The organism is Spirosoma arboris (genome assembly GCF_009754945.1).
In the GTDB taxonomy this organism is placed as follows: domain Bacteria; phylum Bacteroidota; class Bacteroidia; order Cytophagales; family Spirosomataceae; genus Spirosoma; species Spirosoma arboris.
Genome location: NZ_WPIN01000023.1, coordinates 34,748 through 56,980 on the forward strand (window position 1 = coordinate 34,748; position 22,233 = coordinate 56,980).

Annotated in this window: 16 protein-coding genes; 15 read left to right on the top strand and 1 reads right to left on the bottom strand. The window is 47.3% G+C overall.

The features are described from left to right. Window positions 1–309: 309 nt before the first annotated feature. From GO755_RS35790 to GO755_RS35840, 11 genes are all read left to right on the top strand, one after another. Complete coding sequence (locus GO755_RS35790) at window positions 310–939, top strand: RNA polymerase sigma factor (protein WP_157590246.1); 630 nt, start codon at window positions 310–312, stop codon at window positions 937–939. Then, window positions 940–2,091 (top strand): FecR family protein, encoded by a 1,152-nt coding sequence (locus GO755_RS35795; RefSeq protein ID WP_227687220.1) that lies wholly within the window; start codon window positions 940–942, stop codon window positions 2,089–2,091. 132 nt (window positions 2,092–2,223) lie between these two features. Next, the gene (locus GO755_RS35800) at window positions 2,224–5,553 is read left to right on the top strand and encodes a TonB-dependent receptor (protein WP_227687221.1); all 3,330 of its coding nucleotides are present in this window, start codon (window positions 2,224–2,226) and stop codon (window positions 5,551–5,553) included. Between the two features lie 65 nt (window positions 5,554–5,618). Then, complete coding sequence (locus GO755_RS35805) at window positions 5,619–7,094, top strand: RagB/SusD family nutrient uptake outer membrane protein (RefSeq protein ID WP_157590327.1); 1,476 nt, start codon at window positions 5,619–5,621, stop codon at window positions 7,092–7,094. A 41-nt stretch (window positions 7,095–7,135) separates the two neighbouring features. Then, the gene (locus GO755_RS35810) at window positions 7,136–8,509 is read left to right on the top strand and encodes an FAD-dependent oxidoreductase (RefSeq protein ID WP_157590247.1); all 1,374 of its coding nucleotides are present in this window, start codon (window positions 7,136–7,138) and stop codon (window positions 8,507–8,509) included. A 75-nt stretch (window positions 8,510–8,584) separates the two neighbouring features. After that, window positions 8,585–9,736 (top strand): hypothetical protein, encoded by a 1,152-nt coding sequence (locus tag GO755_RS35815; RefSeq protein WP_157590248.1) that lies wholly within the window; start codon window positions 8,585–8,587, stop codon window positions 9,734–9,736. A gap of 158 nt (window positions 9,737–9,894) precedes the next feature. Continuing rightward, window positions 9,895–11,187, top strand: a complete 1,293-nt coding sequence (locus GO755_RS35820; RefSeq protein ID WP_198175031.1) for a sialidase family protein — start codon at window positions 9,895–9,897, stop codon at window positions 11,185–11,187. A gap of 59 nt (window positions 11,188–11,246) precedes the next feature. Then, window positions 11,247–11,927, top strand: a complete 681-nt coding sequence (locus tag GO755_RS35825) for a response regulator (RefSeq protein WP_157590249.1) — start codon at window positions 11,247–11,249, stop codon at window positions 11,925–11,927. Beyond that, window positions 11,927–13,315 carry a sensor histidine kinase gene (locus GO755_RS35830; RefSeq protein WP_157590250.1) on the top strand — a complete coding sequence of 463 codons (1,389 nt, stop codon included), beginning with the start codon at window positions 11,927–11,929 and terminating at the stop codon, window positions 13,313–13,315. Before GO755_RS35825 ends, GO755_RS35830 begins: the two co-directional genes overlap by 1 nt. A gap of 324 nt (window positions 13,316–13,639) precedes the next feature. Next, window positions 13,640–14,590 (top strand): hypothetical protein, encoded by a 951-nt coding sequence (locus tag GO755_RS35835; protein WP_157590251.1) that lies wholly within the window; start codon window positions 13,640–13,642, stop codon window positions 14,588–14,590. Window positions 14,591–14,641: 51 nt separating this feature from the next. Beyond that, window positions 14,642–15,826 (top strand): endonuclease/exonuclease/phosphatase family protein, encoded by a 1,185-nt coding sequence (locus tag GO755_RS35840; RefSeq protein ID WP_157590252.1) that lies wholly within the window; start codon window positions 14,642–14,644, stop codon window positions 15,824–15,826. Between the two features lie 56 nt (window positions 15,827–15,882). On the opposite strand, the gene GO755_RS35845 is transcribed toward GO755_RS35840, so the two are convergent. Continuing rightward, a complete protein-coding gene (locus tag GO755_RS35845; RefSeq protein WP_157590253.1) occupies window positions 15,883–17,460 on the bottom strand; it encodes a M81 family metallopeptidase in 1,578 nt (525 codons plus the stop codon). Window positions 17,461–17,616: 156 nt separating this feature from the next. Between GO755_RS35845 and GO755_RS35850 the strand changes: the two genes are divergently transcribed. From GO755_RS35850 to GO755_RS35865, 4 genes are all read left to right on the top strand, one after another. Beyond that, window positions 17,617–18,618, top strand: a complete 1,002-nt coding sequence (locus GO755_RS35850) for a type I glyceraldehyde-3-phosphate dehydrogenase (RefSeq protein ID WP_157590254.1) — start codon at window positions 17,617–17,619, stop codon at window positions 18,616–18,618. A 393-nt stretch (window positions 18,619–19,011) separates the two neighbouring features. Next, window positions 19,012–19,977 carry a DUF4886 domain-containing protein gene (locus GO755_RS35855; protein ID WP_227687222.1) on the top strand — a complete coding sequence of 322 codons (966 nt, stop codon included), beginning with the start codon at window positions 19,012–19,014 and terminating at the stop codon, window positions 19,975–19,977. A 30-nt stretch (window positions 19,978–20,007) separates the two neighbouring features. Next, the gene (locus GO755_RS35860; RefSeq protein ID WP_157590255.1) at window positions 20,008–20,907 is read left to right on the top strand and encodes an alpha/beta hydrolase; all 900 of its coding nucleotides are present in this window, start codon (window positions 20,008–20,010) and stop codon (window positions 20,905–20,907) included. Between the two features lie 72 nt (window positions 20,908–20,979). Further along, the gene (locus GO755_RS35865) at window positions 20,980–22,233 is read left to right on the top strand and encodes a GDSL-type esterase/lipase family protein (protein WP_157590256.1); all 1,254 of its coding nucleotides are present in this window, start codon (window positions 20,980–20,982) and stop codon (window positions 22,231–22,233) included.

Below are 22,233 nucleotides of genomic sequence, written 5' to 3' on the forward strand. Positions count from 1 at the left end.
AGTAGCAAAATAGCTTTATGTTTACAACTAATTGTAAACGTAATCTTTTAGTTGCAAAGATTGTACTTATTCATGAATGTATTTGTATATAATTATAGATAATTAACTTGATTGGCAGGTCGTAGCGCAGAAAGCCTGCTGGACAATGATTCTATATATAGTTATGGCTTATAAGTAGCTAGATTCAGGTTTCAGATATTTTTTAGGAAATATTTTCAGATTTTTTTGAATAAAACTGAGTATTCCCGAAAACTGGCTCCCTATTAACAGGTAGTCAGTTTCGATCACTCTGATTCTGAACCTAAGAATATGCTGAAAACCGATATAAAAGGGCAGCCACAAAGCGCCTGGGAGAAAACGGACGAAGCCTTACTCTGGCAACAGTTCAGGGAAGGCCAACAGGAAGCTTTTCAGGGGTTAGTGAATCATTTCTACCGGGATTTACACTTTTACGGCGGCCGCTTCACACGCGATTCCGATCTGCTGAAAGATTGCCTCCAGGATCTCTTTCTGGATCTGTGGACATACCGGCACAAGATTATTCAAACGGCCTATATCCGGCCTTATCTCTACAAATCATTACGGCGAAAGATATACCGGGAAATTAGCCGCCATTCGTCGGTAATTGGCGAGGAAGATATACCGTTCGATGATGTGTGTTCAGAAGAAGTTACCGCCGAGCAAGCTATCATTCGTACTGAACTGTCTGACTATCAGACTGCCCGCCTGAATGCGTTGCTGGCCCAACTCTCCGATCGCCAGCGAGAAGCTATTCACCTGAAGTTTTATGCGGAACTGTCCAACGATGAAATCGCTGATATTCTGGTAGTTAATAAACAATCCGTAGCCAACCTGCTACATCGGGGACTTAGTCGATTACGCGAAAGTTGGCCATCGCTGCTATCAATACTAGCTGGCTGGCTTCTGAGCGAATTGTAAATGAAAAAAGAGATTTTGCTACCACGCGCTATGAAAACGTATGAACAGTATAAGGTCGAAGATTTCCTGACGGATAGTTGGTTTCTGGCGTGGGTCAAACATGACCAGCCCGAAGCCCGCCAGTTCTGGAATGAGTGGCAGCAGAAATATCCGGAACAGCGGGATACTCTGCTGCTGGCAAAAGACATGGCCGAAGCACTTAAAAATCGTCCACATAATCTGTCACCCGATCAGGAGCGTTTGGAAGTTGATCGAATTGTTAAACTAACCAGGCATGTATCGGCACAATCGCGGTGGATGCTTTTTAAACGCCCATTGAGCCGTCAATCCTGGCTGGCTGCCGCTCTATTGCTAATCATAGCAGGCGCTGGTTGGTGGTTGATTTTTGAGCGACAGTCGTCTATACAAACGGCAACAGAAAAGCCAGTTTCAGTCATAGAAAAGACTACTCAGGGCCAGTGGGTGAACCAAGTGAATGGCACCTCTCAAGCGGTTAGCCTCGTCTTGCCGGATGGCAGCCAACTAACGCTGATGGCGCATAGTCAGGCTTCTTATCCGCGTTCGTTCGATACCGAAAAACGGGAAGTTTATCTGAAAGGGGATGCGGTCTTCTCGGTCGTTCATGAAGGGAAACGCCCATTTCTGGTCTATACCGGCACATTGGTTACTCGTGTACTGGGCACCCGATTTCGGGTTCAGGCTCGCCCCGGCGAAACGCATATGATGGTCTCGGTCATATCCGGCAGAGTATCCGTCATGAAACGTAACGACTGGCTTGCTTCCCGAAAAACACCGAACAATACGGTTTCTGGGGTGGTGCTAACCGCCAATCAGCAGGTTACGTACGATGCCAGTCAGAACAGTTATCAGAAAGAACTGGTACCCAAACCCGCCATTATTCCCTCTACATCAGTAAGTTCGGAGACGTTCAATTTTGATGACACGCCTGCCGCGACTGTTTTCGAACGGCTGAAAAAAGCATATGGTGTAGAGATTATATATGATGCTTCGGCATTACGGAATTGTACCCTGACCGCGTCGATGGCGGGTGTTTCGATGTATGATCAACTCCAGTTACTGTGTGCCTCCATCGGGGCATCCTACGAAGTTGTCGATACGCGAATCATCATTAGCAGCAAGGGCTGTTCCTAAGTAAATACGTATAAAAAGCCCGCTATGCTGCGAACATAGCGGGAACACTTGACCGATCAGGCGGCAGTTTCGGGCCATCGCCGATCGGTGTAGCTACTCCTTTGCCCGGAATAACTAAACCTACCACAAGTTATGTACAAGTTTACAAACCACGAAACAATTCGGGTGCTTATGCGGATTTCGCTACTCCAGTTGTTGCTTACGGCTGTGCTGATTAATGGGGCTTTTGCAGCGAATGCACAGGAGCTTCTTGATCAGCGAATCAGTGTACAGCTCGACAACAATACGATCAGGCAGGCTTTATTGGCGCTGGAAAAAACGGCCCACGTAAAGTTCGTATACAGCCGACAAATCGTTCAGATTGACCGAAAAGTATCTCTGTCGGCTACCGATGAAAAACTGGCCAATGTGCTTGAACGTTTACTGAAGCCGTTACAGCTTCGATTTGTGGTTACAGGAAGCCAGATTGCGATTGTTCGTGGGCCTATTTCAGAAAGCGTGGGTGATATACCATCACTCCAAACTCCCGCTGTTTCTGTCGACCGAACAATTGGAGGGACCGTTAAAAGCGAAACCGGCGAAGGGCTGCCAGGAGTAAGTGTTGTAGTCAAGAACACAACACGTGGCACGACGACCGATGCCGAAGGGAAGTTCAGGCTGACTATACCAGAAGGATCGGCCGTAACACTGGTATTTTCTTTTGTCGGGTATTTGAATCAGGAAGTTGCCATTGGCAACCGTACGAGTATCGACCTGCAACTGGTGCCGAATGATAAGTCGCTGGATGAGGTGGTCGTGGTTGGATATGGTACGGTAAAGAAAAGCGATCTGACGGGTTCGCTATCGCAGGTCAAAGCCAAAGAAATCAATTCATACCCGGCAACGAGCGTTTTGCAGGCCTTAACCGGTCGGGCGGCTGGCGTGCAGGTGTTGCAAAATACAGGTGCTCCCGGTGCTCCGGTCAGCGTGCGTATCCGGGGAACAAACTCTATTCAGGGAAGCAATGAGCCGCTGTATGTGGTGGATGGTTTTCCTACATCGGGCACTAACCCGACGGTGCTGAACAATGCAGATATTGAAACCATCGAGGTGTTGAAAGATGCTTCGGCCACCGCTATCTATGGCTCTCGCGGTGCCAATGGAGTTGTGTTAATTACGACTAAACATGGTAAAGCGGGAAAAACGCGGGTCGATTTTGAGACCAGCTATAGCTCACAAACGCTCAGAAAGAAGCTGGACCTGATGAACGCTCAGGAATACGCAACTTTCTATAATGAACAGGCCGCTAATGATAAACTGAAGCCGTATTTTACTCAGGATCAGATTAATGCATTTGGCCAGGGATTCGATTGGCAGAACCTCATATTTCAGAAGGCGCCGATGAAAACGACGGCCTTGAATATCAGCGGGGGAAACGAAAAAACGCAGTTTTCGCTATCGGGAAGTGCGTTTAATCAACAAGGTATCGTCAAAGGAAGTGATTATAATCGGTATTCATTGCGGGCCAATATCAACCATGCTGTCAGCAGTAAATTCAGTGTCAACTTTGGCGGAACCTTAACCCGCCTGCAAACCGGCCGAAAGGATAGTGGGGGAGGGAGCCGGGGAAATTCAATGATTGCCGGGGCTATTTCGGCTCCGCCTACCCTGACGCCGTATAATGATGATGGTACGTACCGGACATTGGCCATTGCCTATCCGTTTGTGGCCACTGACCTGATCAATCCGCTCAACTTTATCAACGAACAAAACAACCAGACAAAGGCCAACGTTGCCCTGCTCAATGCGTCATTGATTTTTAAGCCGATTGAGTCCATCACCATCAAAGTATCGGGTGGCGTTGAAAACCGCGATGACCGTACAGACAACTATACGACCCGCAACTTTGTGAATTCCAGCGGTTCAGCCAGCGTTAGTACCAATCAATTTACGAGTCTATTGAGCGAAAACACCATTAGTTACAACAAAACCTTCAATCAAAAGCATACCGTTTCGGCCGTAGCAGGATTTACCTATCAGGATTTTTTGAACACAGCATTGTCCGCCAGCGGAGTCGGCTTTTTGAGTAACACCCCCGAAACCTATGATCTGGGCTCAGCGTCAACGCCTGGTATACCGGGGTCAAGTTATACCAAATCGGTGTTGTTGTCTTACCTGGCTCGGGTCAATTACTCCTATAACAGCAAGTATCTGGCAACGGTCAGCATACGGCGGGACGGTTCGTCCAAATACAGCGAAGGCAATAAGTGGGGCTATTTCCCGTCGGCCGCATTGGCCTGGCGTGTATCCAATGAGGATTTTATGAAGGATAACCAATTTATCTCCGATTTGAAAGTTCGGGCGAGCTGGGGACTTACGGGTAGTCAGGCCATTAATGCCTATGCGACGCTGAATCAGCTCTATTCGGGAAAAACTGTTTTTGGCGATGCGCTTTATAACACCTATGGGCCGAATACTACCCTGCCCGGTAATCTGAAATGGGAAACGACCGAACAAAAGGACATAGGCGTTGATCTCGGAATTTTGAATAACCGGATCATGCTAACCGCCGATTACTACATCAAGAACACCCGCGATTTGCTGAATACTGTAACGCTTCCGTCTTCATTAGGCTATACGACTACGATTAAAAATGTAGGTGAAATCCAGAACAGCGGTCTTGAATTGGGTATTGACACACGCATTCTAACGGGCGCTTTCAAATGGGATGTCAACGCGAATATTTCGTTTAACCGCAATAAAGTCGTGAAACTATACGGTGGACAGGATATTCTGGGCGGCAACATTAGCGTAGTGGTCATTAATGATGTCACGAATATTCTGCGCGAAGGCCGGCCATTAGGCCAGTTCTGGGGCTATGTGGAAGATGGCTATGACGATAAAGGGAAAATTAAATACAAGGATATAGATGGCGATGGGAGCATTACGATCAAGGATAAAACCTACATCGGCAACCCGAATCCGAAGTACATTTTTGGGTTTAATTCCAACATGTCCTACAAAAACTTCGACTTAACGCTCTTTCTGCAAGGCGTTCAGGGGAACGATATATTTAACGCCAGTGCCATGGGCAGCACCATCGATTATGGCTTTGGGTTGAATATGCCCCGCGAAGTTTATTTGGATCACTGGTCACCTACGAATCCGAATGCAAAATATCCCATTATCAGCAACAGCGTAAACGCGCGGGTTTCGAATCGATACGTAGAAGATGGCTCTTTTGTACGGCTGAAAAATATTCAGCTAGCCTATAATTTCCCACTTCAGAACTGGGGTGTAAAATGGGTAAGAACGGCTCAGTTATATGCCAGCGGACAAAATTTACTGACTCTGACGAAGTATTCCTGGTGGGACCCCGAAGTGAACTCAAAAGGGGATGTTAACTCGACAACCCAGGGTGTTGACTCGTACAGTTATCCCGTTGCGAAAACGATTACGGTTGGTCTTCGTGTCGGTTTTTAACGAACCCTATGTATTCATTCCCATCCGAACAAATTCATTCATCCTGCTCAGATACTACAATGAAAATGTCTTTTATAAATTGGTCAAAACAGCCTTTCGCTAGTACTCGCTGGGGTATTCTTGGCGTGTTGTTCCTTGGTCTTTTCTCGTCCTGCGAGAAATCGCTCATTGAAGAACCCAAATCATTGGTTGTTGAAGCTTTTTTCAACACGGCCACTGAAGTGGAAACCGCTACGAATCTCATTTATTCCCCCTTGCGGAATACCAATTATTCGGTTTACGAAGCAACGCTTGAATGCCAATCCGATTATGCGAACGGTCGGGGAAGCTGGGCCCCACTACACGTTTTTCAGGGCCTGGATGACGCGAATATCACCCGAGTCGCTGGCTTATGGAATACATTTTATCTAAGCATTCGCGATGCGAATCTGGTTATAAAAAATGCGCCCAATGGGAAGTCAATTAGCAAAGCCGATGTTGCGAAGTATGTTGCCGAAGCCAAGTTTATGCGGGCATTCAATTACTTTCAATTGGTTCGAAACTGGGCAGGCGTGCCGCTTCGTACAGAAAGTAATATGGAGGCCATTGATCTGAAAAAAAGCACTGCTGATGAGGTATACGCTTTAATTGTTGCCGATCTCACAGAAGCCGAAACCAATCTGCCCGATAATCCAGCAGTGGCGGGCAGGCCCACTAAATGGTCGGCCAAAACGATGCTTGCCGACGTGTATCTACAACTTGGAAAATTTGCTGAAGCAAGAGACAAAGCCGACGAAGTCATTAAATCCAATAAGTTTTCCTTAGTACCAACCACCACAAAAGCAGATTTTCAGGCTAAAGTTTGGGGACCTGATTTAGTGTCGACGACGGAGGAGATTTTTTATTTGAAATACGCTCGTCAGGTCAATCAGGGTAATTACATGCTCTGGATCAGTAATCATCCAGATACAAAGCTGTTCAACTTTGGGGGAGCTTACGTAATTTATCTTGATGTCACGAGTGCCTACTATAAATCGTGGAACTCGAACGACATTCGGAAAGGCTTGTGGGACTTAATTAACTTTGGATTAGGAGCCAATACACTCGTTAGTTCAAAATTTACGGATCAACTCGCTGTTTCTCAGGTAGGTGCCGGAAATGATGATCCCGTTTATGGGTATCCGGATGTATTACTAATCTACGCGGAGGCCTCGAGCAGAGCCGGTAACGGACCAACAGATGCCGGTATGGAAGCCCTCAACAAGGTGCACCGTCGGGCGTATGGGAAGGCTCCTGCGGTTGCTTCGCCAGTCGACTACAACCTTGCTGATTATAACGCAGCTACGTTTCTGGATTTAGTATTAACCGAACGGAGCTATGAATTTCAATTGGGTGGGAAGCGCTGGCTGGATCTCAAACGAACGGGGAAAGTGAACGACGCCGTTCTGGCAGCTACTGGAAAAGCTGTTGCCACCAAACATCTCCTGTGGCCCATTCCGGTTTCAGAAATGAATTACAACAAAGGCCTCGATCCGGCAAAGGATCAGAATCCGGGCTATTAACTAACTGACAACCACCTGACAACCTACTTAAACGAACTGTTATGAAAAGAAGGTCGGCTTTGGCAACGCTGGGCACTATGTCGCTGGGCGCAGCTTCCCCCACATTAGCAACGGGCGAATTCCTACAGGCCCCGTATAAAATCAATAAACAAACGCTGAAAACCGATATTCTGGTTATTGGCGGTGGGACAGCGGGCGTAGTGGCGGCTATTCAGGCTGGTCGGGCCGGGCGCAAAACCATTCTTGTGGAGAATGGGAGTCAGCTCGGCGGAACCACTACTACAGGAGGGGTGGCGTTTCCCGGCATATTTTTCGCCTGGGGGAAGCAGATTATCAGTGGAATCGGTTGGGAAATGGTGCAGGAAGCGGTTGCGCTCAACGATGATACGCTACCTAATTTTTCGATTCCTCACGGCAAAAACCACCCCAAACACCAGGTTCGTCTGAATGGGCAATTGTATGCCATGTTGCTGGAAGAAAAATGCGTAGAAGCGGGTGTGCAAATTCGATTCTATGAGACGCCTACCCAGATAACCTTTCAAAAAAATAACTGGGTCGTTGAAACGGTCGGCAAAGGAACCATGACCCAGATAACCTGTAATCAGTTGATCGACTGCACCGGCAATGCCTATGCAACGTCCATTGCCGGGTTTGATGTACTGCGGGAGTCGGTTACCCAGCCAGGTACGCTTATGTTTAAACTGGGTGGTTACGACTTCAATTCGCTGGATGTTAAGTTGATACAGGCTCGGTATCAGGAAGCTATTCAGAAAGGAGAGTTAGTGAAAACCGATTTTCGGAACAACATAATTGGCTTATTGCGCAGCGCCGGCGATAATATTCAGCATGTACTGGGCGCTGATTCGACAACTTCCGAAACCCATACCATCGCCAATATAAAAGGGCGGGCTTCTTTACTGCAAACGCTGCGCTTCCTGCGTACGCTGCCGGGTTGTGAAAAAACGAAACTCATCGATGTGCAAAACGAGACAGCGGTTCGGGAAACCTACCGGATCGACGGCCATTATAAAATTACACAGGCCGATTACGTGACGGGGAAAGTGTTCGATGATTCGGTTTCCTATTCCTACTACCCAATTGATGTTCATGATGAAAACGGGGTCGTTCCCGATCATTTAGCCGAAGGGATCGTTCCGACAGTTCCACTTCGGGCTCTCATTCCTAAAAATAGCCGAAACTTCCTGGTGGCGGGCCGGTGTGTCAGCAGCGACCGATTAGCCAATTCGGCCCTTCGTGTACAGGCTTCGTGTATGGGTATGGGGCAGGCTGCGGGTGCTGCGGCTGTATTGGCCAATATGCAAAACAAAACACCACTGGATGTTTCCATGAGCGACCTTCGGAAGTTGATGGAAGAGCATGGCGGAATTGTGCCAACCGGTAATCAGAAAGGCTAATAACTAATCGTTGAAATCTCTGCGGTCTCTGTGGTTAATCTAATTTTCTGTCGATTTGCTTTTAATTAAGCACATATGGGTGTCCTGAAAATCAGTAGATTAATTGTCTTTTTTGCCGCTCTGTCGCTGTTGTCGATCAATGAAAGCGTTGGTCAGATCCGGTATTTTCGTACGCCCGCCATTTCACTGAAACCCGATACGACGCTGGCCTTTATAGCTGCTTCGCAAGATTCGATTGCTAACGATACGTTGTTTCAGATTCGATCGAAAGAGGGGTACCCAACGGCTTATTTTCGGAAAATCAAAACGAGTGTATGCTTCGATAATAAGTGCCGATTATTGAAGGTGAATCTTTACTGGAATAGCACTGGGCGCTATTTAGGGTTTGAGCTTCCCAAAGGCGAATTCTTGAGTAAAGCCGAACATAAACCCTTCAAACCAGCTGAATACGAGCGCATGAGTGAGTTGCTGGCCGATCCCCTTTCGCCACTGGCTACGTTATCGTATGCCGAATTGGCTCCTCAGGTAAAACCCGTAGATAAGGGAAACGAAGTTGATGGGGTGACATCCGCTACGGCCAAGAATGTGCTGGCCTATGTTGTGGAGGGGGCTGCCTACACGACCTATAAAATGTGGCATGTTGTCTATGGCCCAACGCAGGAAGATGTCGTTCATTTAACCGAAAAATCGGTATCACCCGCTTTCATATTGATGATTCTGAACAGCCCGGATTTGACAGATAAAATCTGGGCATTAAATCATATTCGTGGGTTTGTACCCCTTACCCCAGAACTTCAACAGGCACTCTTCGCATTCATTAGCCCGACGGATTATAACCTGGCCGAACGGGCTATCAACGCATTAAGTGCTGATGATCTTAGAGCCAGTGCCATTCAGCGGCTATTGTTTGCCAAGTTTAGCGAATCCAATTACGCGCTTAAAAAACGTATAATCAGTAAGTTCAGCGAGGCAACGATACTAGATGCGGGGGTGAAAAAAGCATTTGCCGAACAATTGACATCGCTAAACAGTGAGTTGGTAAGTAACGTATTGGATTTATTCAGAAAGAATAAAGTAGCCGATAGTGAAACCTGCCGAATGGTGGCCCAGCTCCTGGGAAATACGAATCAACTTATTGCCCAAAAGGCGTTTGCTTATCTGAAATCTACACCCGTTAGCGATACGCTAATTGAGAAACAGATGAAGGACTACAACTTGAAGAAGTGACTCGCTCCTGACTACTATGAGGCTGTTTCACGATGTTTAGGTTTTTAGTTTAGATAGGTTGGTGTAAATCCCCGGTGGGCGTCTGCCGGGAGATTACTTTTCTACTGGATAAATAGCTCGTACAATCAGACAAATTTTGGCCGCTTAACCATTTACCGATGAAACCATTTCTGGTTCTTTCTCTGATACTATTGGGTTTACTTTTTTTTGAAAAAGGACAAGCCATTGCAGATCATAATTGCCTATTAATTAGCCCAATCCTGAGCAATGCTAATGTCAGGAATCATAAACGAAATCGCGTTCCTGAACATGCAACGAGAGAGGATATCAAGTTTGTAAAACAATCACTCCTTCCTCCTGGCTGGGACCCTAAATTAGCAGGCGATGAAGTTCTGAAACGACTCATTACCGTAACGGCATCTCAGGCCAGAGGGGCGCATGACGCAGAGATGGTATTGGTGGGTAACTATGCTTACGTAGTGGCCGAAGTAAATGATATTCGATCGGGCGAACGAGCCAACTGGCCTTTCATTTACGTCGCAATGTCTATCGTGAATTTGCAGACACTGGCCGTCGAAAAGATAATCTCTGTAGCAAAATCAGATCAGGCGTTTGCCAATGACGTACTCCCGCATGGGGCCTGTTTCGTTCCGCGAATAATCCAGAAAGACGAGAAAACGCTACGGTGCTATTTCGCCAGCGAGAATCCGGATATTCGACAATCGCAAACCTGGTTTACAGACTTTGACCTTGGCTCCCAAACCTTCGATAACCGAATTTATAAGGCTAAAATCAAGACTGCCGATGGCGTTTTTGACATGCAGCCACAGTATTTCTATGCAGATGCCGCAAAGTACGGATTTAAAAAAGAAGCCAAAGACTATGGTATGTACCTGTTTGATTCATTCAAGGTGTTTGATGGGAAAACCTACATTGCTATTAACAATTACGTAGGCAGGCAGAACGGATTGGCAATACTGAATAAAGCATTCGATACGTTTGAGATAATTGCCCATTTCAATGAACCACAGGAATTACAACTATGCGAACCCGCTATTAATCGACTGCCCGACGGTACCTGGATGGCAATCATTCGCCAGAATGGCGGTAACTACATGTTCTCAACCAGCCATGACGGACTGACCTGGACGCGCGGTGAGTACAAAGACTTTGTTCCAAATGGGGAAAACTCGAAGCCTACCTTCGATAAATTTAACGGGGTTTATTATCTGGGCTGGCAGGAGTCGACTCACATCAATGGGAAAGGCCGCACGGTATTTAATGTGGATATTTCGCAGGATGGAAAAAACTGGGAGCGTAAATATCGCTTTGAAGCGCCACAGAGTTTCCAGTACCCTACTTTCCATGAGCATAATGGAAGTATCTGGCTGACAGTTACCCAGGGATCGACAGAGCGCATCATGTTTGGTAAACTTGAAGCTACTCGTTGACCGAAAAAGCTCATCTACGGCGTTATTTCTATATATTCGACCGGAGAAAGAGCGATATCATGAGAATTCTGATCATCGAAGATGAGGTTAAAACGATTCAAAGTATTAAGCAGGGGCTCGAAGAGCACCAGTGGGAGGTTGATATAGCCTACGACGGAACGATGGGCTTGCAACTGGCTACACGGTCGGCCTACGCCCTCATTATATCCGATATTATTTTGCCCGGCATGAATGGCCTGGAGTTAGTCCGAAAGCTGCGGGAGGCCAACATATCCGTTCCAATCCTGATGCTGACGGCTTTAGGAACGATCGATGACAAAATCATCGGTCTCGACGCGGGTGCGGATGATTATCTGGTTAAACCGTTTGAATTTCGCGAATTAATGGCGCGGGTAAGGGCCCTAACGCGCCGGAATCATGGGTTAGCGCCAACGGCCAACCTGCTGAAAATCGCTGATTTAGAATTAAATCCAGATACAAAACAGGTGATTCGGGCAGGAAAGGAAATTGCGCTAACGGCCAAAGAATTTCAATTGCTTGAATACTTTTTGCGCCATCAGGGACGAGTGATCTCTAAAGTTGAACTAGCGGAGAAGTTGTGGGATCTGACGTTTGATACCGGCACCAACATCATTGAAGTGTACATAAACTTCCTCCGTAAAAAGATCGATAAGGATTTCGACCCTAAATTGCTCCATACCCAGATCGGCATGGGATATGTTGTAAAGTTATTGTCGTAATGATCAATATTCGTACCCGACTCACCTACCAATTTGTCTTTCTGGTAACGCTAATTCTGCTGTTTTTCTCGCTCGGCGTTTACTTCTTCAGCAAGCTTTACCTCGAAAAGCGATTCTACAAGCGCCTTCAGGACCGCGCTATTACGACAACAACCCTTCTTTTTGATTTACAACAGACTGATAGCACCGTTTTGCGACTCATCGATGCGGCCGGTAAAGAACCCCTCCTCAATGAGAACATTTCGGTCTATAATGGAAAAACCAAAGAGGTTCTGTTTTCCACGAATCCGGCAAATACTCAATTCCACGAGCAGTTCATTCCGCAACTGGATTCGACCGCCCAAACGTTGTATCTACAAAAGGATGAATACCAGATTGTAGCGATTCATCTGACCGGCGGAAATGGGAATAACTGGGTGATTGTAAGCGGCATCGACCAGGCGGGTAAAGAAGGTCTGGATGATCTTAAGCGGATACTGATGGTCATGATTCTGGTCGCTATTCTGTTACTGGGTATTTCGGGCTGGCTTTTTGCCGACAGGGCACTGGCGCCGATGTCAGGCATCATCCAGCAGGTCAATACCATCTTCCCTGCCAATATGGAAAGGCGGGTAGAGCACCCGAACCGGTCCGACGAAATTGGATTACTCGTTGCCACGTTCAACCAGTTGCTCGACCGTATTGAACAGGCACTCAGGACGCAAAAGATGTTTATCGCCAATGTGTCGCATGAGTTGAAAAACCCGCTGACAAAGATCAATTCGCAGATTGATGTGGCGCTCATTCAGAAACGAAATCCGGAAGCTTATGAGAGAACACTTCAATCGCTGCAAGAGGACGCCCGTTCGCTGACCCAACTGACCAACACCCTGCTGGAGTTGGCGAATACGTCTATTCAGGCCAATAAGTTGCCGTTCGAGCCGGTTCGGATGGATGAGCTTCTGTGGGAAACGAAAATGCAGTTGCAGGCCTGGCATGACGACTACGTGATCCAGCTTACTTTCACTGATTTTCCCGACAATGAAGAGGCTCTGATTACTCAGGGAAACCGAGCATCGCTTACAGTGTTGCTGATGAATCTTATCGATAATGCCTGTAAGTTTTCGCCCGCGAAAACGGCTTCGGTTAACTTTCGATCTAAAGGAGGAAAGATAACAATAGTTGTTTTTAATGAAGGGGCGCAGATACCCGAGGTCGATTTAGCCTATATTTTTCAGCCTTTCTTTCGGAGTAATGCAACGGCTATGTCGAGCAAAGGGCATGGCGTAGGGCTTGCCATTGTGGCGCAAGTGACTCAAATTCACCAGGGTGATATAGCGGTGACGTCCACACCCAAGGGGACAACCTTTACGCTGACTCTGGCCAGCTTGGCCCCTCTCATGTTATAGGAGGGAGTTGAGGTGAGGTGAACTTGCTACTTGTTGGCGTTTCCCCTCACCCCCGGCCCCTCTCCCAAAACGGGCGAGGGGAGCAACTTAGACTCACCGTTCTCACTCAGCAAAGTCAGACGAGAGCAGGGCCAACTTAGCCCCTCTCCTGAAAACAGGAGAGGGGTTGGGGTGAGGTGAAAAGCATAACTGATTCATATTGATCATAAAAATCATCCCGGGCCGCCGGTGCGGTTCCATCGATTTTAAGGTAAATTTAAAGTCAGATTAAGTCCTAATTAAGTTTGGTGTCGTTGCTTTGCAAACAACCACTGAATCAGGACAATGGAAGTAGAAGCTACAAATGAGAAGCAGGGAGCGCTGAATATGACAATAGGCGCTTTGATAGGCATTCTGGCCTTGCTCCTCTATTTGTTCCTTGGCTCCAGGAACGAAACCTTAGAAGTCCAAAAGCTGCTGACCTCCAAAGTGGAGCAATTTGCCTCCACGCAGCTTAAGCTCGATTCCATTTCAACAGTGCTGGATGAGAAGATTGTCGAAGTGCGTAAGCTAGGCGGTAACGTTGCCGAACTGGAGCGAATCAGACGGCAGCTGGCAAATGACAAGAAGAAGCTGAAGTATGATCTGACGTTTTCGATTCAGAAATACACCTTGAAAATCAGGGATTATAAAAATTTTCTGGCCCTACATGAAGCCGATGTCCTTAAGCTAAAGGACGAAAATGGTTCCTTACGCAGCCGGACTCGTGCGCTTGAAGAGGAAAAGGAAAGTATCCTCAGTGAAAACGAAGGCTTAAAGCACGAAAAAGCAGAATTAGCCAAAACAGTAGTTGATTACTCGCTTCAGAATGCCGACCTGGCAAATAAAGTGACACTAGCCTCTGCCATGAAAGCCGTTAATGTAGAGGTAGTTGCGCTGGCGACTAACGGAAAAGAGCGCCGGGGTGGTGTCTACAAAGCATCGCGTATCGACCGCTTGAAAATTACCTTCATCATGCCGTCGAATCCTGTGGCCTTGATGAACAACAAAGAAATCTACCTACGCTTGCTGGACGCCAACGGGGCTGTTATCAGTGAAAGTGGTATTGGTGGAGTTCTGGTATATGACGGACACGAGATTGGCTACAGCAGCCGCCAAACGGTACCTTTTGAAAACAATGATCAACGGGTAGATCTGTTTTTCCGCAGGGATGGCGCTTATAAGCCAGGGACTTACACCGCGGAGTTGTATGCTGAAGGCCTTCGCATTGGCGGAGGCCGTTTTGAGGTGAAGTAGTAAACGCGTCTATTTTGGGAGACGCATGTAAATAAACTCAACGATCAACGTATGGAAACATTCTATAAACAGGTAGGCCGTCTATTGTCAGAGTTGCCGTTTTCCTGGGAAATGGTAACGGATAAGGGAAGGCAGCTAGTGAACCGATACCGGCAATTTCCCCTCGCCTATACTACCCTTGCCTATTTATTTTTCTCCATGGCATTTAGCTACTATCCAATGATTGACCATTGGTTGCCGGGCTTTGTCATGATGAGCTTGCCCTTAGCGATTCCCTGTGGATTAGTTGCCTGTATCTACCTGCTTTACAAGCAAAAAAAGATGGTTGCTACAGCCGGTTTAATCTGGGTTTTCTGCTCGTTTCTGGTGATGAAAAGACTAGTAGGAGCAAACGTTAGCGAGCTGGCGCTCAGTCAGGTGCAGACACTGAACGTGCTGAGTTTTAACAGCGAAACGTTTCCAACAAGTGCGCAAAATGGATTCGATGCTTCTTCGTTGAAAGCGGACATTGCCTGTTTTCAGGAATATTCGCCCAATTCACAGATCGAAAGCCAATACACAGCCAAAGTTGAAAAGTTAAGCTGTTTCGATAAAGACCGGGAAATAGGGTTGGCTTTATTCTCCAGATACCCCATTGTGAATCAGTATGGCCAAATCTGGAACCGAACGTATGCTCCTGATATCAATGGGTTTCTGTGCGCCGATATTGCTTATGGAGCGGATACAATTCGCGTGGTTAACGTGCATTTATGGTCGATGGGTGTGCGTACGAATCAGGCAATCGATGCCTTAAAAGCAGGTGATATCGGTCTGTTTGCTTCTGAACTTATCGACACCTTTACCAAATTGAAAGAGGGGTTCGCCAACCGAAATGAACAATTTAAAGAGGTAGAAACCTACGTGGCGGGTAGCCGATACCCGGTTATTATTTGTGGCGATTTCAACGAAACGCCAATGGGTTATTCATACGGAAAGCTCAGCCAGAATTTCAGGAATGCGTTTGAAGAAGCGGGGCAGGGGCTTGGGTTTACGTTAAATCGCCATCCATACTGTGCCCGAATAGACCAACAATTCGTTAGTGCCGACTGGCATATCAAAGCATGCCAGACGTTGTCGGACATCTCCTTCTCCGACCATTTTCCCGTGCTGGCTCAGTATGTATTGAAAAAATCATTAACAGGACCAGCCGGGATACTCGCACAGGGTAAACCCATTGGGCATTTGGCCTCCAAGTAATTAGATTTTGACCTGACGCTGGTATTCCCCACGCCAGGTCAAAATCTAAAATTTTCTCATTTCGATGCTCCCGACAGCGGCACGAGTTGGGCCGACAGGTTTGGGGTTTTCATGTCTTTATCGAAGGGGAACATAGGGCGTTTAATTCGCTTGTAGGGCAAACTAGCCAAATCCTGATTAACACCCCCTGGTGTCAATGCCATAATCCAGCCAACTTGCATGGCGTACAATTCGGGTTCCAGATAACCAATTTTCACAACAACAATATCGGCTTTCCGGGGTGCGAGATTCAAACGGGTGAAATCAATTTCCTTGTGATAGGGCTTTCGCTTTTGGGTAACAATGATGTGTAAGCTTCCGACCTTCACAACAACTTCAACTTCAGCATCTTTATCGCCGTAAACTATTGACTCTACAGTTCCTTTTAGCAGTACAGGTGGTGCAAAACGGGCATCGACAGCCGCTCCGGCAGTACCTTCAACATGGCCACCAACGCCAGCTGCTATTGCTTTTTTTACCAACTCTGGGGCGGGAATAGATGCGTAAATAAGCGAAGGACCATCAGCACGCTGGAACTCCGGCCGAGCGAGCAACTGGGTGAGTGTCCAGGTCACATCGCCAGCACCACCAGCCGTTGGATTATCGCCGGTATCACTGATAAAAAAGGGATGTTTTGGACTAGCTAGCGCATCCGCGAGGCATTTTTCCAGCGTGCCAGTCGGTGCTACGAAGCCAAACTGATTCCGTACGTTCCAGAAATCAAGGGCTAGTTTCTCGGCGGCCTGGGTCACTTTCGCCTTATCATCACCGGTTACCATGACAACTGCATGATTGCGAGGCTCATCGGCCCAGGCGTAACCTATCCAGATAGCCGCATCGACGATACCATCTTTATGATCGGCAATGGGCTCTACTTCATGGTAAAGGCTCTTGCCCGGTTCGATGCGCGTACTCGTTTTTTCGCCCGGCAACAGAATCGGGACAGGTATCCAGGCTTTGTAAGCTGGCTTCCCCTTGCCAGTCTTGATGCGTTCCAGCAGATTGACTACAGCGCGTTCCTTTGTTTGCATGGCATCTTCGTGCGGTGCCATCCGATAACATGTAATCAAGTCAGAATTTTGGGCCAATCGCCAGGACACGTTTCCATGCAAATCCATGGACGTGGAAACGAGCGTCTTATAACCAATTACGTTTCGGATTCGGGTCAGGAAATCGCCCTCTGGATCATCCAAGCCAACGACACTCATGGCGCCATGTATGTCAAAATACAGGCCGTCATATGGGCCATACTTCTTGAGCGAATCCAGCGTTTTGTTGACCAGCGATTCGTAGGCTTGTCGGGTTACAGCTCCGCCGGGAAGCGATTTTCCTACGATGGTGGGCAGCCAGATCGCCTGTTTACGTAGGGGAGAAATGGGCATCATAAATGGATAAGCATTAAACACTTCAGGGCCGTATCGGGCATGGAAGGCTTCTTCCTGCGTGACAGCGGGGGAGAACGTACTGGATTCTATCCCTAAACCCGCTATGGCGATTCGGGGTAAATTCGTTATCCCAGCGTTGGTGTTCGATTGGGCAAATCCGTAACTAACAGCAAAAAAACAGGCAATAAGCCCCAAGACGATCTGTTTCATGTCCACAAGTTAAATCATTCGATAGAGTGGGCAAAGATTTTAGGCATTTCCAGTCAAATTCGCCTTGTGCTGCCTACAAAAGATATACTCTTGTCAGGAAACATTCGCCACCAAAAACGCATTACCCTTTAACAAACCATTTACACTTTACCTCGTATGGCAACGATTGCTTTGTATGGATTTGGGCGCATTGGACGTCAGTTTCTGCGCATTGGTTTACAGAATAACCTATTTGTTCCGACTTCGATTTCTGATATCAGAGACGAACCCACGTTGGCTGCTTTGTTCTCGGTCGACACCAACTACGGCCGATGGCCAGAACCTGTTTCAGGAAGCGAAGGCAAATTGACTATTGGTGGGCGCGACATTCCTTATATCAATTCATCGAAAGAAGTGCCTAATTGGGGTGAATTGGGCGTTGATCTGGTGGTGGACTGTTCTGGCCGCGCAACGACCCGTGCTGGTGCACAAGTTCACATAGATAGAGGAGCCAAGTATGTACTCATCAGCGCCCCCAGCAAATCACTGGCCGACTGTGATGCCGTACTGCTGAAAGGAATCAATCTGGAAACGTTTGATCCGGCTAGCCATCGCATTATCAGCATGGGGAGCTGCACAACCAATGCACTCGCTGCTGTTGTTAAGGTGATTCTGGAGAATTTTGGTATTCAATACGGATTGTTCTCGACTGTGCATTCGTATACCAACACCCAATCGTTGACCGATCAACCCATGAAAGATCGACGCGATTCGTGGGCCGCTGCCGAAAACATCATTCCTTCTTCATCAGGTGCCGCTCGGGCGTTGCAGTTCATCTGGAAGGATCTTAAAATCACCGGTAAAGCTTATCGCGTGCCGACACGCACAGGCAGTATTGCTGAGCTGAACCTGATTACGGAAAAAGACAGTACCGTACAGGAAGTCAATGATGCCTTTCGTAAAGCGGCCGCCGATGGTCCGTTGAAAGGCGTACTGGATGTATTGGAAGACCAATGGGCTTCGTCCCGAATCGTGGCCGACCCACATTCCTCGATCATCGATCTGCCCCTAACGGCGAAGGAAGGCAATCTGCTCTCAGTAGCTGCCTGGTACGACAATGAGTGGGGATTTTCAAACCGTCTGGCAGAAGTAGCCGCGTTCCTGGCCGAACAGATATAAGAGTACGTATAAAGTGAAGTTAGTTCCTATTTAAAGGAAGCATTAGGTTTAATCATTTGCGCTTGTGTGACCCCGATGGGGTCAAATGTTTATAGCATATAGAGCTTTTCTATAGACATCTGACCCCGACGGGTCACACAGACCGCGGATAATTAAACCTAATTTTGCTTGATTATCTAAGCGTTCTGTTGATGGGTGACTGTTTTTTTAATGTATAACTGCCTGCCTAAATTATAGTCATGTTCTTTCCTGCCTTTGACCAACCAATGCTGTTCCATTAAATTTACGCGGTTTGCTAGAGCCATCTCTTGCGAAAAGAAGCCAGTCTGACGGATAGATTCTGCTGCTTTGGCTCTTTTTAACCAGGAACCCCTTAATTACCGCTCTAGATCAATGATGAGTCTCCGCCAGATCAGGCAACAGAAAGTCTTTCTTTTATTACTGCTTTTCTCGGTTAAAATCGCCTTTGCGCAACCGTCAACTGGCAAAAAGCAGCCGCTTCACTTATTTCTTATTGGTAATAGTTTCTCACAAAACGCAACCAGATACCTGCCTCAGTTGAGCAAAGAAGGTGGTCATGAGCTAGTGATCGGACGCGCCGAAATTGGAGGTAGTTCGCTGCAACGGCATTGGGGCCATGTGGAGGCAGCCGAACGAAATCCTGATGATCCTCAGGGAAAACCATATGGCGGGAAATCCCTGAAGATGCTCCTGTCGGAAGGGGTGTGGGATGTTGTTACTATCCAGCAAGCCTCAATCCTTTCCGGCGATGTGGATACTTACCGACCCTATGCCAAAAAACTATATGAGTATGTTAAGAAACTACAGCCAAAGGCGACTGTAGTCTTTCACCAGACCTGGGCCTATCGCTCCGATTCAAAGGATTTTAGTCAAATCGCACCGAAAGATTCTGCCCGGAGCGCAGAGGAGATGTGGGAGAAATCGAGGGCAGCTTATCATACCATTGCCAATGAATTAGGGATTGCCATTATTCCGAACGGCGATGCATTCTGGCGGATGAATGCAAAGACAAAGTGGGCTTTTAATAAAGACAACACGTTTAACTACAGCCAGCCGCAATCGCCCTCTCTGCCCAACCAAACGCATTCATTGCATATGGGTTACCGTTGGGATAACGACAAACTTGCGTTTGATTCTCACCATGCGAATGACGCGGGTTGTTACCTGGGCGCTCTGGTTTGGTATAGCTTCCTGTACGATGAGTCGCCGGTTAAGCTCACGTTTTGTCCGGATGGAATAGATAAGAAGTTCGCTACCCAGCTCAAAAAAACGGCCTGGGCAACGGTCCAGAAAGAGAAAAAGAAGTCAGAGCACAAGCTAGTAGCGATTGAGCGATAAGCGAGGCCTAATGAAAACGCAGATTTTATTATGATTAAATCCATTGGTCTCTATATTATTTTCCTGCTTTGGTCTGCTCAATGCCTGGCCCAGCAGGAAATTTCGCTGTATACCGGTCCAATTCCAAATGCCAAAGATGTGCCGGATCAGGAAGTTAAGCGCTCCGATTTTGTTGTTTCAAAGGTTTCCCGACCTACGCTTTCGGTCTTTTTACCACCCGAAGGAAAAGCCAATGGGGCTGCTGTAATCATCTGCCCTGGTGGTGGTTATGGTGTGCTGGTGATCAAACGAGAAGGCTATGATGTGGCCGAAGCGTTTACCAAAATGGGGATTACCGCCTTTGTGTTGAAATATCGGTTGCCGAGTGATGAAACAATGGTTGATAAATCCATTGGCCCTTTGCAGGACGCTCAGCAGGCGATTAAGACGATTCGACAACGCGCTACCGAATGGCACGTGGACCCGCAAAAACTGGGTATCATGGGTTTTTCGGCGGGAGGGCATCTGGCAGCTACTGCCGGAACGCACTATGCTAAGTCGTTGATTGATAATCCGACCGGTGTCAGCCTGCGCCCTAACTTTATGATCCTGGTGTATCCGGTTATTAGTTTGACGGAAAAGATAGGGCATGCCGGTACACGTGGTAATCTGTTAGGTCCCTCACCGAGCCCAGAACAGATCAAACTGTATTCAAACGAAGAACACGTAGATTCATCGACACCACCGACGTTTTTGACGCATGCGGGTGATGACAAGGTTGTTCCGGTAGCAAATAGTCTGGTCTTTTACGAAGCCCTGCAACGAAATGGCATCCTCACTGATATGCACCTATACGCCAAAGGCGACCACGGTTACCTGAAAACGCCCGCCTTCGACGAGTGGTTTGGCCGATGTCTGCATTGGCTCCGACAGATTGAATTGACGCCGTAAAAATCGTTTTTCTACTAGCTCCAGTACAACTATATTGTGCTTACTAGCCTATTCACGTTAAATTAACCATGCATGACAACGAGTAAGGTATCGACTACGCTAACTTATATAATCGTCTTATTTCTGTTCCTCTCAACCGGATTGGCCATTGCTCAGAATAAGCCCCAATCGGTTTCAGAATCACCTACTACTCCCTTTGAACTGAAAAACGGCGACCGAGTGGTTTTTCTGGGTAACTCACTGTTTGAGAATGATTTCCAGTATGGCTATCTGGAATTAGCCCTGACAACCCGATGGCCCGACCGCGATATTACCTTTCGGAATCTGGGTTGGAGTGGAGACAACGTTTTTGGCGTTGCCAGGAGTACGATTACAAATCCACCCACCGCCTATGAGCTGCTCATGGAGCACATTACAAAAGCACAGCCAACCGTAGTTTTTGTGGCCTATGGCGGTATTGAAGCGCAGGATGGCGAGGCCGGTCTATCTACGTTTAAAGAAGGGTTAACCAAACTGCTCGACAAGATTGATCAGCTTGGCGCGAAAACCATTCTATTGTCTCCGATTCCAATTCTGTCCGCCGATTCTACCGAAAATCTCGCGAAGCGTAATTCTATGCTGGAATTGTATGCCTCTACGATAGCAAAAACGGCTGCGGAGCGTGGCAAGCGGTATATCGACATTTTCAAACCGATTCAGGACATCAGCAAAACCGTACGACTTACCGAAAACGGTATTCATCTGAACGGAACCGGCTACTATTATCTGGCGACTACTCTCGAAAAAAGCCTGGGGTTATCCGCACGGAATCAGCCAGTTACACTAACAATGTCGAAAGGCGCGGTAGATGCAACTGCTTCGGCTAAAATTTTGGATTCGGGTACCAATAGTGCCCCTTTAAAATTTATAATCGATGAACATTACCTGCCGCTTCCGTTGCCTGTGGACGAAGCCGGAGGAATGGTTCCAGGACAGATCGTTAAGATAACCGGTTTGAAAAAAGGATTTTATACCCTGACTGCCGACAATATGGAGGTGATCACCGCGTCGGCCAAACAATGGGAAGAAGGTGTCGATATCAGGCAGGGCGTTTCATTTGAGCAAGTTCATGAGTTGCAGCAGATGATCTTAAAAAAGAATGAGTTGTTTTTCTTCCAGTATCGCCCACCCAACACGACCTATATTCTGGGTATGCGTGCCCACGAGCAAGGTCGTCATGCGAAAGGTCTGGAAGATCGCAGTATTATCATTAGCTGGCTGGAAGGTCAGATCGCCGTAAACCGCACGCCAACCCAAAGAGTCTATCAACTTACCCTTTTGAAGTAA